The following is a 13,835-nucleotide window of genomic DNA, read 5'->3' on the forward strand; positions in this document are numbered from 1 at the left end:
TGCTGCCCACCCTGACCATCACCGCGATCCTCGCCGGCTATGCCGGCGGGTTCGTGTGGTTTCTCTCCGCCTGCCGCGGACAGGTGACATCATGACCAAGCTGCAAGCCACCCTCTGGGACCGCGAGCGCCTGCACAAGGATGAGGCTGTCGAACTGACGGTGCAGAGCCTGCTGGCGCATGGCAGCGATCACGCGCATTGGGGGATCGCCTGGAGCGGCGGGAAGGACAGCTCCGCCACCCTAACCTTGCTGGTGCACCTGCTGGACACCGGGCGCATCCCCCGGCCGCGCTCGCTGACGGTCTTCTATGCCGACACCCGTCAGGAGCTGCCGCCGCTCGCCATCGCTGCCCATCGGATCATGGATCAGCTCCAGGCGCGCGGGATCGCGGTACGCGTGGTCACGGCCCCGCTCGAAAAGCGCTTCCTCGTCTACATTCTGGGGCGCGGGGTACCACCTCCGAACAACAACACCCTGAGATGGTGCACCCGTCAGATCAAGGTGGACCCGATGACGGCGGCCATCGAACAGCAGATCAACGCCGTCGACGGCACCTTCCTGATGATCACCGGGGTGCGCCTGGGCGAGAGCGCCGCCCGCGACCAGCGCATCGCCATGTCCTGCGGCAAGGATGGCGGCGAATGCGGCCAGGGCTGGTATCAGCAGGTTCTGCCGGCAGCGAGGGGTATCCGGGGGCGAATCGCCACGCTGGCCCCGCTGCTGCACTGGCGGGTCTGTCATGTCTGGGAATGGCTGATGTTCGATGCACACGCCGCCGGCTGGGCCACGGCGGATATTGCCGATGCCTACGGCGGGGACGAGGCGGAGGAGATCAACGCCCGCACGGGCTGCACCGGCTGCCCGCTGGCCCAGAAGGAGCTGGCGCTGGAGTCGATCCTGAAGTCACCGAAGTGGGCGTACCTGTCGCCCCTACGCGGTCTGAAGCCGCTGTACCGCGAGTTGCGCTTGCCGCAACACCGGCTGAAGAAGACCGGGCTGAACGCCGATGGCACCATCGCCAAGGCGAAGAACAGGCAGCGCATGGGGCCGCTGACCTTCGAAGCCCGGCTGATGGGTCTAGACCGCATCCTGACGATCCAGGCCGCGGTGAACGAGGCCGCCGCGCAGAGCGGCCGCCCCGTCATCGACATGCTGAACGCAGAGGAAGAAAACCGCATCCGGGAGCTGATCGCCGCCGGCACTTGGCCAAACGGCTGGGATGGGGACGAGCCGACAGGCGATGTCCCGCAGGACATGATCTATGGCGACGGGGCCGTGCAGCCCCTGCTGGTGAGGTGACGAAATGACCGAGAAGGGTACCGTCCTACCGATCAGGCTGACCGAACCCGACGCCGCGCGGGAACTCGGGATCTCGATTGGATCGCTGCGAGCCTTGCGCAAGAGCGGCCAGATCGGTCATGTCCGCATCCTGAACAAAATCTTCTACCTGCCCGATCAACTCAAAGCCTACTTCAACAGCCACTGCATCGAGCCATGCCAGACCACACCAACAAGCCAGGGTATTTCCAGGGATATTGGCTCGAAACCAAACCCGGACGCGACTCGGGCGTCTGGTACCGGACATGGTACGATCGATCCTGCCGTCAGGTCCGCCGCGTCTCGACTGGCGAGAGAGACTTTCAGACGGCCCACCGCGCGCTGATCGCCTGGGTGCTGGACAATGAGCGACCGCGGCACGCTCCGCGGTCGCAGGCGCTGATAGACACCCTCGCCCTACGGTATTGGACAGACCGCGCACACGCCCTCCCCTCTGCCAAGACAGCCAAGCGTGAGCTGCGCCTGATACAGGAATGGTGGGAGGGCAAGACCGTCGCGGACATCACCCCTGACGCACAGCGCCGGTTCCGCCAACACCTCGCCGAGCTGGGCACCGGGCCCGGCGGGATAGACCGCATCCTCTCGACGCTCCGCGCGGCGCTGAACCATGCCAGGAAGAACGAAGAGGTCGAGTCGGTCCCCTTCATCTCCGGCTTCCGCCCAGCGGAGGAGCTACGATCCCGTGAGCCGAAGGGCCGCCCGCTGTCCCTGGACGAGTTAGCCCGTCTGATTGACGCGGCGCAGTCCCGGCACATGCTGATGTACCTCATGCTCGCCATCGGCACCCTGGCGCGGCCGGCGGCGGTTCTGGACATGACAGCGGGTCAGTACGACGCAGAACATGGCGTCCTGACGCTCAACCCGCCCGGCCGCATCCAGAACAAGAAATGGCGGCCCGTGATACCCGTCGCCGCCGCCTTGACCCCGTGGCTGACCGAGACCGCCGAAAAGAAGACCGGCCGGTTCGTCACCTATCGGGGGAAGCCCGTCACCTCGATCCTCGCGGCCTTCCGAGTCGCGAGAGAGACCGCCGGTCTCGACGCACGAGTTACCCCCTATTCGATCCGCCACACCATGGCCCGCGAGCTGCGCAAGGCCGGCGTCCCTGGCGATCAGATCAGCATCTTCCTTGGGCACCTCCCCCAAGGCGCGGCAGCCACGACCGCGGTCTATGCACCCTACGAGCCGGGCTATCTGGCCGACGCGGCAGCGGCGATCGACGCGGTGATGCAGCGACTCGGGACGATGACGAAAGCTAGCCAGCAGCCGCCCCAGGCCGGGGGCGACGCGCCTACGGTCATGACCGCACCGACCGGCAAGGCCATCCGGCGCGGCATCGGCGAGGAGAAGCGGGCGGAGGTCCGCCGCCTGATCCTAGAGGGGGTGCCTCACGCCCAGGTGAAGGCAATCACGGGCGTCTCGGACGGCACCATCAGCGTCATCCGACAAGCCCTGAAGGCTGAAGCTTTGGTCCTGCGGGCGACCCGTTGACCGCCCTTGCTTTCCCATTGCTTTCCCATCGGCCGCTTTCCCATCCGGGAGGGTGGCTAACCCGTTGAAAAGATGGTGGGCCCGGCCGGATTCGAACCGACGACAACACCGTTATGAGCGGCGCGTTCTAACCGCTGAACTACAGGCCCTTCCGCGGGCCGCACTTTGCGACAAAGCGTTCGGGGAATGCAACCCCTCGTTCGCAGCGTGCCGAAGATCGGCCGCACAGCAAACGGGGGCCGAAAGGCCCCCGTTTGCCAACGCTGAACGACCGTCCCCGCTCAGGTATCGAGGAAGCTGCGCAGCTTGCGCGACCGCGACGGATGCTTCAGCTTGCGCAGCGCCTTCGCCTCGATCTGACGGATGCGCTCGCGGGTGACATTGAACTGCTGGCCGACCTCTTCCAGCGTGTGGTCGGTGTTCATGCCGATGCCGAAGCGCATGCGCAGGACACGTTCCTCGCGCGGCGTCAGCGAGGCCAGCACGCGGGTCGTCGTCTCGCGCAGGTTCGCCTGGATGGCGGCGTCGAGCGGCAGGACCGCGTTCTTGTCCTCGATGAAATCGCCGAGATGCGAATCCTCCTCGTCGCCGATGGGCGTCTCGAGGGAGATCGGCTCCTTGGCGATCTTCAGGACCTTGCGCACCTTCTCCAGCGGCATCATCAGCCGCTCGGCCAGTTCCTCCGGGGTCGGCTCGCGGCCGATCTCGTGCAGCATCTGGCGGCTGGTGCGGACCAGCTTGTTGATCGTCTCGATCATGTGGACCGGGATGCGGATGGTCCGCGCCTGGTCGGCGATCGAGCGGGTGATCGCCTGCCTGATCCACCAGGTGGCGTAGGTCGAGAACTTGTAGCCGCGCCGGTACTCGAACTTGTCGACCGCCTTCATCAGGCCGATGTTGCCCTCCTGGATCAGGTCCAGGAACTGCAGGCCGCGGTTGGTGTACTTCTTGGCGATGGAGATCACCAGGCGCAGGTTGGCCTCGACCATCTCCTTCTTGGCGCGGCTCGCCTCCTTCTCGCCCTTCTGGACGGTCGAGACGATGCGGCGGAACTCGTTGATCGGCAGGCGCGCCTCTTCGGCAACCGCGGCGATGCTTTCGCGCGCCCTGCGGATGTCGCCGTCGTACTTCTCCGCGAACTTGCCCCAGGTCTTGGGGTTCAGGCCGCGGATGCGCTCCTGCCAGTTCGGATCCAGCTCGTGGCCGAAATACTGGTTCAGGAAGTCCTCGCGCTTGACCCGGCAATCGGTCGCCATGCGCAGCAGACGGCCTTCGAAACCGGTCAGCTTGCGGTTCAGGCCATAGAGCTGTTCGACCAGTTGCTCGATGCGCTGGTTGTTCAGGCGGACGGTGTTCATCAGCTCGACCATCTCGGTCTTGAGCTTGTCGTACTTCTTGTCCGTCTGCTTGGCCACGTCCTCGCCGCGCTGCATCGCGGCCATCCGGGACTCGTGCAGCTTGTGCAGCTTGTCGTACGTCGCCTTGATGTTCTCGAAGGTCTCGATGACCTGCGGCTTCAGCGCGGCTTCCATGGCGGACAGCGACAGGCTGTTCTCACCCTCCTCACCCTCTTCGCCTTCCTCGCCCTCGCCTTCGGCGCGCGGCGGGCGCTGCTCGTCGCCTTCCTCGCCGGCCGGCGCCTCGGCGCCGGCAGCGGCTGCAGGCGAACCGTTCGGCGCGGCGGACTCGACCGCCTCCGCCAGGCCTTCCGGCATCTCCTCGCCGTCCGGGCCGCCGCCGTAGGTGGCGTCCAGATCGATGATGTCGCGCAGCAGCATCTTCCCTTCCATCAGGGAATCATGCCACTCGAGGATGGCGCGGATGGTCAGCGGCGATTCGCAGATCGCGCCGATCATCATCTCGCGGCCGGCCTCGATGCGCTTGGCGATCGCGATCTCGCCCTCGCGCGACAGCAGCTCCACCGAGCCCATCTCGCGCAGGTACATGCGCACGGGGTCGTCGGTGCGGCCGATGTCGTCGTCGTCGAGATTACCCGCGGAGCGGCCCTCGCCGTCGCCGCCGGCCTCGCCGCCGTTGTCCGAGTCCTGCTCTTCCGACTCGACGATGTTGATGCCCATCTCGGACAGCATCGCCATCGTGTCTTCGATCTGCTCGGACGAGGACGAATCCTGCGGCAACGCTGCGTTCAGCTCGTCATAGGTGACATACCCGCGCTCCTTGCCGCGGGCGATCATCTTCTTGACGGCCAAACCCATGCCGTCCATCAGAGGACCGTCTGCGGATTCCTCCCGCGTTTCGGAAACTTCAACGCTGTTCGCAGCTTTCGTGGCCATGCGATCGGTGCCCCCGCATTACCCCATTGAAAAGACGAAAAGAGCGCCCGGTCCCGGTCACCCGGTCCGTCCGCCCCACCCCCAACCATCCGACTACCCCGAACCCGCCATGCGGCTCCGTCCCATCAACCGACGCCATTCCGTCGACAGCATGCACCGTCAACCGTCAGGCGTCGTCAAAGTCACCATCATCCGTCATTCCCAGACCGGACTTTATGACCTCCTGCTGAAGAGCCACGACCCTCGCGAAGTTTGCCTCGCTGTTGTCACGGGTCAGAGCCGTCTTCGCTTCCCTAAGATCGTCGAGCACCCTCTCATGATGCAGATGCCGCCATGCCGGCCACCAGCCCTTCCGCGCGTCATCGGGTGACGCATCCGGCCGGGCGAAAGCGGCATGGATATAGGTCGACTCGCTTAGCAAAGCACCGACCATCGTATCATGGCCGGCGGATGACAAGTGGCGACAAAGCGCAGCGGCGTCAAGTGTCGAGTCGCCGTTGGCCTCGTCGGAAAGGCATTCGATCACCGTCCAACGCAGTTTTTCCAGCTCGGGGTCGCTGAACGGCAACAGCCCCATCGGCTCGGCCAACTCGCCGAAAAGCTCGGGATGATTGATCAGGGTGGCCAGCAGGATGCGCTCCCGCACCAGGGCGAGGCGGGAGGCGCGCCCCCTGCCCTCGCCGGCCGGCTTCGACGTGCGGGCGCCCGGCACGCCGGGCACATGGCGGCGCGGCGGCTCGCCGAAACGGCCCCGCCCCTGTCCCGGAACCCACGGGCGGCTCCAGGAACCGCCGCCGGATCGCACGGGGGCGAACGCCTCGTCAACGCGCCGACGCATCTCGGTGCGGTAGAAGCTCTGGACGTCGCGGTCGGCGATGGCCGAGACGCGCCCTTCCAGCGCCGCCTTGACGGCCGCCTTGGCTTCCGGCGTATCGGTGGAGCGTCCCTCACTCTCCATCCGCCAGAGCGCCTCCGACAGCGGAATCGCCGCCTCCAGCACCGCCCCCATCGCCTTGGCCCCCTGGGCGCGGATCAGGCTGTCGGGGTCCTCGCCCTCCGGCAGGAAGGCCACCCGGGCCGACTGGCCGGGCGCCAGATGCGGCAGGATGCGCTCCACCGCACGCCATGCGGCGCGCCGGCCGGCATTGTCGCCGTCGAAGCAGAGGAAGGGAACCTTCTCGGCCGCCGGGATCAGCTTCCACAGTTCCTGGACCTGGGTCTCGGTCAGCGCGGTGCCCAGCGGCGCCACCGCGCCCTCGAAGCCGGCGCGCACCAGCGCGATGACATCCATGTAGCCTTCGGCGACGATCACCGGCTTGCCGTCCGCCGCCGCCTGCCTGGCCCGCGACAGCCCATAGAGCAGTGTGCCCTTGTGGAAGAGCGGGGTGTCGGCGGTATTGACGTATTTGGGCCCGTCGCCCTCCAGGATGCGGCCGCCAAAGGCGACCACCTGCCCGCGGCGGTCGGTCACCGGAAACATCACGCGATTGCGGAAGAAGCTGTAGGGCGCACGCCCGTCGTCCGGCCGCTTCAGCAACCCGGCATTGACCATGTCCTCGTCGGAAAAGCCCTGCTTGCCGAGATGGCTGCGCAGCGCCCCGGAGTCGCCGGGCGCATAGCCGAGCCGGAAGCGGGCAATGGTGTCGCCATCCAGGCCGCGGCGCAGCAGGTAGTCGAGCCCCGGCCGACCCACCGGGGCATGAAGCTGCTGCTCGAACCAGCGCGCCGCCTGCTCCACCAGGTCGTGCAGGGTCTTGCGCCGTTCGTAGCGCTGACGGTCCTCCTCGGTCGGACGCGGTACCGGAAGCCCGGCCTCGCCGGCGAGATGTTCCACCGCTTCGGGAAAGCCCAGGTTGTCGTGGCGCATGACGAAGCCGATGACGTCGCCATGGGCTCCGCAGCCGAAGCAATGGAAGAAGCCCTTCTGGTCGTTGACGTAGAAGGACGGGGATTTCTCGTTGTGGAACGGACAGGGCGCCTTGAACTCCCGGCCCGCGCGGATCAGGCGCAGGCGCTTGGAGACCACCTCCGACAGGGCCAGCCGGCTGCGCAGCTCCTCCAGGAATTGGGGCGGGAAAGCCATGGTCGGACGGTCACCGGGGTGTGTTGGGCGCTGGGCAGGTTTTCCGGGGCCGCCCATGGGCGAGCGGAGTCCGGGAAACCTGCCCAGGCTATAGCAGAGGCATAGTATGGGGACCAGCGGCGGTCGTCCCAAGGGCGCAAGCGGACAGCAGGGGGTCGGCGGCCCCAAGTCCCCCCCGGCCCGGGACCGTCCGATGCCGGGCCGGGGGAGACTTGGGCCGCTGCGGAAATGCCGCGCCTACTTCCCGGACAGCCGCTGCTTCACCAGGCCGCCGGCCTTGGCGAAATCCATCTGGCCGGCATGCCGGGCCTTCAGCTCCGCCATCACCCGGCCCATGTCCTTGATGCTCGACGCCCCCAGTTCCGAGACGATGGCATCGATGGCGCCGCCGGCCTCCTCCTCGCTCATCTGCCTGGGCAGGAAACGCTCGATGACGGCGATCTCCTCGCGTTCCTGCTGGGCCAGCTCGGGGCGGCCGCCCTGGTCGTAGAGGGCGGCCGATTCGTTGCGCTGCTTCACCAGCCCCTGCAGCATCGACAGGATCTCGCCTTCATCGATGCCATCGGTCACGCCGCGGGTGCGGGCGGCGATATCGCGGTCCTTCAGGGCGGCGTTGATCATGCGGATGGTCGAGACCGCGCGCGTGTCCCTGGCGCGCATCGCATCCTTCAGGGAGTCGTTGAACCGCGTGCGCAGCGTCATGTCTTTTGTTCCTTGGTCCTGGATCATGTCCGGTCGGGCCGGCGCCTGCGGAGCCGGAAGCCGACTATTCCGAAAACAGTCGTGGATTGCCATTCCAAATAAGGGGTCGCCGGATCAGGGATCCGAGAGGGCGCGGCGGTCGCGGAACCGCGCAGCCCGGCCCTGCAAAGCTATTGCTGGAAATCCGGCGGCCAATCGTCATATAGCATGTCCGGCCCATCCGATCAGCCCGCTCGATCCCACGATCCCCGTCGTCACGGCGGATGTGGGGTGTGAGCGGCTACGTGTGCGCGCCCGGCGGGACGCTTGGCCGTCGCCGTTCCGCCGCTCACCCGATCCGTCGACGGCCGCGGTTTTTGGGAAGGTCCATCGGAATGACTCTCGCCACTCCCCCCTCCGACAATGCGGTTCACACCGGCGTGCTCGTCCTGGCCGACGGCACGGTGTTCCGCGGCCGAGGCATCGGGGCCGTTGGGGATTCGGTGGGCGAGGTGTGCTTCAACACCTCGATGACCGGCTATCAGGAGATCCTGACCGATCCCAGCTATGCCGGACAGATCATCACCTTCACCTTCCCCCACATCGGCAACACCGGCGCCAACACCGAGGACATCGAGACGATCACCCCGGCGGCGCGCGGCCTGATCCTGCGCGCCGACATCACCGACCCGTCGAACTGGCGAGCCACCCGCCACCTGGACGACTGGCTGAAGAGCTACGGCCTGATCGGGCTGGCCGGCATCGACACCCGCCGCCTGACCCGCCGCATCCGCGACCTCGGCGCGCCCAACGGCGTCGTCGCCCACGCGCCGGACGGCAAGTTCGACATCGAGGCGCTGGTCGCCAAGGCGAAGGGCTGGCCGGGGCTTGAAGGCATGGACTTGGCCAAGGACGTTTCCTGCCGCCAGACCTATGACTGGACCGAAGGCGGCTGGAGCATCGGCGGCGGCTACGCCACCCAGGACAAGCCGCAGTACCATGTCGTCGCGATCGACTATGGCGCCAAGCGCAACATCCTGCGCTGCCTGGCCGCGGCCGGCTGCAAGGTGACCGTGGTCCCATCCACCGCCACGGTCGACGACGTGATGCGCCACCAGCCGGATGGCGTGTTCCTGTCCAACGGCCCCGGCGACCCCGCCGCCACCGGCGAGTATGCCGTGCCGACCATCAAGGGGCTCCTGGATACCGGCGTGCCGATGTTCGGCATCTGCCTTGGCCACCAGATGCTGTCGCTGGCGCTGGGTGCCAAGACGACCAAGATGCCGCTCGGGCACCGCGGCGCCAACCATCCGGTCAAGGACCTCGCCTCGGGCCGGGTGGAGATCACCAGCCAGAACCATGGATTCGTCGTGGTTCCGGAAACGCTGCCGGCCGACGCCGAAGTCACCCATGTCAGCCTGTTCGACGGCACCAACGAGGGCATCCGCCTGAAGGGCAAGCCGGTCTTCTCGGTGCAGTACCATCCGGAAGCCTCGCCCGGCCCCCAGGACAGCCACTACCTGTTCGACCGGTTCGTCGAACTGATCGCACAGAAGAAGACGGCGGCCTGACGCCGGCCCCGCACCGGCACCGCGGAAGGAAGGGGGGAACGCCTCACGGCGGCTCCCCCCTTTTTTATTCCTCTTTCTCTGTTTCCCGGTCGGCGGAGCGGTTGCGGGGCTGCACCCGCTTGATGCCGCCATAGCAGGTGGTGCCGCCGCGCGCGCCAGGCGATCCCGCGGGCTGTCCGTAGTCGGTGCAATCGGCGGAATGACCGGCAGCCTTTTCGGCCGTCTTCTGGTCGCGAGGCTGTGATTTGCGATCGTCCACAGTGGCCTCCCAGAAGGTGCGGACCATATGGATCATGGTCCCTCCAGAATCGCCAACATGGGGCATGGCCGACCGTTCCGGACGATATGCGCCTTCCAGACAAACCCTTTCCCCCAAAACCCGCTCCGGCCGATATCGGCACCACGGCCTGCCCGCTCTGCGGCCGTCCGATGGTGCCGGGCGCCAGCCTGAACGAGCATCATCTCGTCCCCCGGACCTACGGCGGCCGGGAGACGGTGACGATGCACCGCATCTGCCACGCCAAAATCCACGCCGTGCTGACCGAGCAGCAACTGCGGGACCAGTATCACGAGATCGACGCCCTGCGCGGCCATCCGGAGATCGCCAGCTTCATCCGCTGGGTCCGCCGCAAGCCGCCCGAATTCGTCGACCGCCACGCCACCGGCCGCCGGCGCAAACGTTGAACGCGGGTCAGCCGCGGCGCGAGGCCGGTTTGGGCAGGTAGTTGCGTGCTTCGCCGTTGCAGACGCGGCTGACCCGCTCGTACTCCTCGACCGAATCGACCTGCGCCTGCCGCCGGTCGCGCTCCTGGCCGAAGTCGCGCATGATCCGGCGCATCTCCGTCTCCAGCGGTCGGCGGATCGCCGCCATCGCCTGGTTCTGGCTGCGCGACCGCACCGGCTGCATCCGGCCGACCACGTCGGTGAGGCGGCTGCGGATCTGCGGAAGCATGTCGCGCAGCAAGGTCTCGTCGACGGCGACATGGCGCATCTCATGGGCGAGGACCTCGCCGTGCAGGCACGACGCGCCGGGAATCTCGCGGGCGACATGGACGATGCGCTGCTGGAAGCCGAAGGTGACGGCAACGGCGCTCGGCGCGGCGCAGTAGGTGCCGTCGCCCAGCGCCTTGAACAGGGCGGAAACCTGCGACTGTTCACCGTAACGCGCCAGGGTCAGGCCCAGCACATGGCCGGTGGAGGTGCCGACCGGACCGGGACCGCGCCCAGGCAGGCGGGTGAGCTGGGCGATGGTCAGCCCGTCGTCACGCTGGACCGGCGCCAGCGTGCTGTCGATGGTCAACTGCGGAGCCGGGAACTGACCGCAACCGCGGTCCTGCGCCACGGCCGCTTGGGCGGACAGCAGGACCCCGCAGAAGAAGAGGAACAGGAGGCGAACGGTCATCCGACCACTGTTAGCAGGAAACCGCCCGCCGGCAAGAGACATGCAAAGGAAGATGGTCGGGAAAAGGGCGCGGCCGGGCCGGTTCGATCGCCGGTGTCCGATGCCGCCGCCCCTCGCCCGTCAGTGCTGCGACGGGAACAGGAAGCGGGCCTTCAGCGTGCCTTCGATGCTCCGCAGGTCGTTGGTGACCTCCAGTTCGTCGACATCGCCGTTGACGTCCACCACCACGTAGCCCAGTTCCGGATCGGTCTGGAGATACTGGGCGGCGATGTTCAGGTTCCGGCCGGAGAAAACCTCGTTCACCTTGCGCAGGATGCCCGGACGGTTCTCGTGAACGTGCAGGAAGCGGGTGCAGCCGGCCTGCACCGGCAGGGCGACCTGCGGGAAGTTCACCGCACCGACGGTGGAGCCGTTGTCCGAATACTCGATCAGCTTCTGCGCCACCTCGGTGCCGATGTTGGCTTGCGCCTCCATGGTCGATCCGCCGATGTGGGGGGTCAGGATGGCGGTCTTGATGCCGCGCAGCTCGCTCTGGAACTCGTCCTTGTCGGAACCGGGCTCGACCGGGAAGACGTCGATGGCCGCGCCCAGGATGTGGCCGGACCGCATCGCCGCGGCCAGCGCGTCGATCTGCACCACCTGGCCGCGGGCGGCGTTGATCAGGTGGCTCCCCTTCTTCATCGCGGCCAGTTCGCGCTCGCCGATCATGTCGCGGGTCTGCGGGGTGTCCGGCACATGCAGCGTCACCACGTCGGACACCGACAACAGCTCCTCCAACGAATCGCAGGCGCGGGCGTTGCCCAGTGCCAGCTTGCGCACGGTGTCGTAGAAGCGGACCTGCATGCCCATGGCTTCGGCCAGGATCGACACCTGGGTGCCGATGTGGCCGTAGCCGACGATGCCCAGCGTCTTGCCGCGGATCTCGTAGGAATCCTTGGCCGACTTCATCCAGCCGCCGCCATGGACGAGCTGCGACTTCTCGAAGATGCCGCGCATCAGCATGATGATCTCGCCGATCACCAGCTCCGCCACCGACCGGGTGTTGGAATAGGGGGCGTTGAACACCGGGACGCCATGGCGCCGCGCCGCCTTCAGGTCGACCTGGTTGGTGCCGATGCAGAAGCAGCCGACGGTGATCAGCTTGTGCGCCGCCTCGAACACCTTGGCCGTCAGGTGGGTCCGCGAGCGGATGCCCAGGATGTGGACCGAGCCGATGCGCTCAAGCAGCTCCGCCTCGTCCAGCGCGCGGGGCAGCCGCTCGACGGACGCGTAGCCGCCCCGGGCCAGCTCGTCGATGGCGTTGTCGTGAACGCCTTCGAGCAGAAGGATGTTGATCTTGTCCTTGGAGAGCGAGAGCTTGGTCACGGCCGGCATCCGTTCTGGTCATCGGCCGGCCCCGCCGGTTCCGGCGGAACGGGCCACGGAAAATAGAGCGCGCAAGGTAATCCCAACCGCCGGCCTTGTCATCACGGCGATGCTGCAGCGCGACGGCGCTTTCCGCATGCCGGATTGGCGCAAGGCGCGGGTTGGGTGTATCTGTCGCCGGATCGAAACCATGGGATCGGACCATGAGCGACGTGACGATCTACCACAACCCGCGGTGCAGCAAATCGCGCGAGACGCTGGACCTCCTGCGCTCCCGCGGGATCGAGCCGACGGTAATCGAATACCTGAAGACGCCGCCGGACGCCGCCACGCTCACCGCCATCCTTGCCAAGCTGGGCAAGGAGCCGCGCGCCATCACCCGGTCCAAGGAAGCCGCCGAGGCCGGCATCCCCAAGGAGCTTGACGGCGAGGCGCTGGTCGCCGCCCTGTCGGCGAACCCGGCGGCCATCGAGCGCCCGATCGTGGTGAAGGGCGACCTTGCCCGGATCGGCCGGCCGCCGGAGGCGGTGCTGGACATCCTCTGACCTCCCGACCGAAATCCCTTCCCGCCGCCCCCGCCACCGGAGCCCGCCATCGTGAGCACCAAGCATACCGCCGCCGGCGCCGCCGCCGAGCTGTCGACCATCCGCGACTTCCTGCGCTACGGCGTCAGCCGCTTCAACGAGGCCGACCTCGACTATGGCCACGGCACCAGCTCGGCCTATGACGAGGCGGCCTTCCTGGTTCTGGAAACCCTGCATCTGCCGATCGAGCAGCTCGACCCCTACCTCGATTCGCGGCTGACATCGGCGGAACGCGAAGCGGTCGCCGGCATCATCCACGCCCGCATCGACACCCGTAAGCCGGCGCCCTACCTGCTGAACAAGGCCTACATCCAGGGCATCCCCTTCTATGTCGACGAGCGGGTGCTGGTTCCCCGTTCCTACATCGGCGAACTGCTGTTCTCCGACCTGTTCGGCGGCGACGACTTCACCGTGGTGGAGGATCCGACGGCGGTTGAGCGCGTGCTGGACCTGTGCACAGGCTCCGGCTGCCTCGCCATCCTCGCCGCCCGCATCTTCCCCGAAGCCCAGGTGGATGCCGTCGACCTGTCGGCCGATGCGCTTGAGGTGGCGAAGCGCAACGTCGCCGACAGCGGCTTCGAGGACCGCATCACGCTGCACCAAGGCGACCTGTTCGCGCCGCTGAAGACGCGCAAGTACGACGTCATCATCACCAACCCGCCCTATGTCGATGCCCAGGCGATGGCGGCACTCCCGCCCGAGTACCGGGCGGAGCCGGCGCTGGCGCTGGCGGGCGGCGACGACGGGCTGGACATCGTCCGCCGCATCCTGAAGGAAGCGCCGAAGCACCTGACCCCCGAGGGCGGCCTGCTCTGCGAGTTCGGCACCGGCCGCGAGATCCTGGAGGCCGAGTATCCGCAGCTCGACTTCCTGTGGCTGGAAACCGCCAACAGCTTCGGCGAGGTGTTCTGGCTGACAAGGGACCAGTTGAAGGCCGGCAAATAGGCGGACGGCGGTCGGCGGCCGGTCGGGAACCCTTCTCCCCGGCCGCCGGTTGTTAGCGGCGATGTTGCAACGCAGCGAAT

At 67.2% G+C, this 13,835-nt stretch carries 13 protein-coding genes and 1 tRNA gene; 7 read left to right on the top strand and 7 right to left on the bottom strand.

Annotation, left to right across the window (positions count from 1 at the left end):
- The first annotated feature begins 91 nt into the window (after nt 1–91).
- The 3 genes from J2850_RS03300 to J2850_RS03310 are packed head-to-tail and all read left to right on the top strand — an operon-like array spanning nt 92 to nt 2,830.
- Nucleotides 92–1,300, top strand: a complete 1,209-nt coding sequence (locus J2850_RS03300) for a phosphoadenosine phosphosulfate reductase domain-containing protein (protein ID WP_209978756.1) — start codon at nt 92–94, stop codon at nt 1,298–1,300.
- A 4-nt stretch (nt 1,301–1,304) separates the two neighbouring features.
- Nucleotides 1,305–1,664, top strand: coding sequence for a helix-turn-helix domain-containing protein (locus J2850_RS03305; protein WP_209978758.1), 360 nt, complete (start codon nt 1,305–1,307; stop codon nt 1,662–1,664).
- Between the two features lie 8 nt (nt 1,665–1,672).
- Complete coding sequence (locus J2850_RS03310; protein WP_209978760.1) at nt 1,673–2,830, top strand: tyrosine-type recombinase/integrase; 1,158 nt, start codon at nt 1,673–1,675, stop codon at nt 2,828–2,830.
- Nucleotides 2,831–2,903: 73 nt separating this feature from the next.
- Here J2850_RS03310 and J2850_RS03315 read toward each other — a convergent pair.
- The 4 genes from J2850_RS03315 to J2850_RS03330 form a co-directional block, all read right to left on the bottom strand.
- Nucleotides 2,904–2,979 (bottom strand) — tRNA-Ile (locus J2850_RS03315).
- Between the two features lie 132 nt (nt 2,980–3,111).
- The gene (gene rpoD / locus J2850_RS03320) at nt 3,112–5,124 is read right to left on the bottom strand and encodes an RNA polymerase sigma factor RpoD (RefSeq protein WP_209978762.1); all 2,013 of its coding nucleotides are present in this window, start codon (nt 5,122–5,124) and stop codon (nt 3,112–3,114) included.
- Nucleotides 5,125–5,290: 166 nt separating this feature from the next.
- A complete protein-coding gene (gene dnaG, locus J2850_RS03325; protein WP_209978764.1) occupies nt 5,291–7,207 on the bottom strand; it encodes a DNA primase in 1,917 nt (638 codons plus the stop codon).
- A 237-nt stretch (nt 7,208–7,444) separates the two neighbouring features.
- Entirely contained in the window at nt 7,445–7,909 is a 465-nt protein-coding gene (locus J2850_RS03330; protein WP_209978765.1) for a GatB/YqeY domain-containing protein, read from the bottom strand.
- 374 nt (nt 7,910–8,283) lie between these two features.
- Between J2850_RS03330 and carA the strand changes: the two genes are divergently transcribed.
- Nucleotides 8,284–9,459 (top strand): glutamine-hydrolyzing carbamoyl-phosphate synthase small subunit, encoded by a 1,176-nt coding sequence (carA, locus tag J2850_RS03335; RefSeq protein WP_209978768.1) that lies wholly within the window; start codon nt 8,284–8,286, stop codon nt 9,457–9,459.
- Nucleotides 9,460–9,523: 64 nt separating this feature from the next.
- On the opposite strand, the gene J2850_RS03340 is transcribed toward carA, so the two are convergent.
- Nucleotides 9,524–9,754: a hypothetical protein gene (locus J2850_RS03340; protein WP_209978769.1), complete on the bottom strand. Its 231-nt coding sequence runs from the start codon at nt 9,752–9,754 to the stop codon at nt 9,524–9,526.
- Nucleotides 9,755–9,804: 50 nt separating this feature from the next.
- Between J2850_RS03340 and J2850_RS03345 the strand changes: the two genes are divergently transcribed.
- Nucleotides 9,805–10,143: an HNH endonuclease gene (locus J2850_RS03345; protein WP_246512768.1), complete on the top strand. Its 339-nt coding sequence runs from the start codon at nt 9,805–9,807 to the stop codon at nt 10,141–10,143.
- A 7-nt stretch (nt 10,144–10,150) separates the two neighbouring features.
- Here J2850_RS03345 and J2850_RS03350 read toward each other — a convergent pair whose 3' ends face one another.
- Nucleotides 10,151–10,861 (bottom strand): hypothetical protein, encoded by a 711-nt coding sequence (locus J2850_RS03350; protein ID WP_209978771.1) that lies wholly within the window; start codon nt 10,859–10,861, stop codon nt 10,151–10,153.
- A gap of 120 nt (nt 10,862–10,981) precedes the next feature.
- Complete coding sequence (gene serA, locus J2850_RS03355) at nt 10,982–12,226, bottom strand: phosphoglycerate dehydrogenase (protein WP_343206871.1); 1,245 nt, start codon at nt 12,224–12,226, stop codon at nt 10,982–10,984.
- 203 nt (nt 12,227–12,429) lie between these two features.
- Between serA and arsC the strand changes: the two genes are divergently transcribed.
- Nucleotides 12,430–12,771 carry an arsenate reductase (glutaredoxin) gene (gene arsC, locus J2850_RS03360; protein WP_209978773.1) on the top strand — a complete coding sequence of 114 codons (342 nt, stop codon included), beginning with the start codon at nt 12,430–12,432 and terminating at the stop codon, nt 12,769–12,771.
- A gap of 51 nt (nt 12,772–12,822) precedes the next feature.
- A complete protein-coding gene (prmB, locus tag J2850_RS03365; protein WP_209978774.1) occupies nt 12,823–13,755 on the top strand; it encodes a 50S ribosomal protein L3 N(5)-glutamine methyltransferase in 933 nt (310 codons plus the stop codon).
- The last annotated feature ends 80 nt before the right edge of the window (nt 13,756–13,835 follow it).

The sequence above is a fragment of the Azospirillum picis genome (assembly GCF_017876115.1).
Classification (GTDB): Bacteria; Pseudomonadota; Alphaproteobacteria; order Azospirillales; family Azospirillaceae; genus Azospirillum; species Azospirillum picis.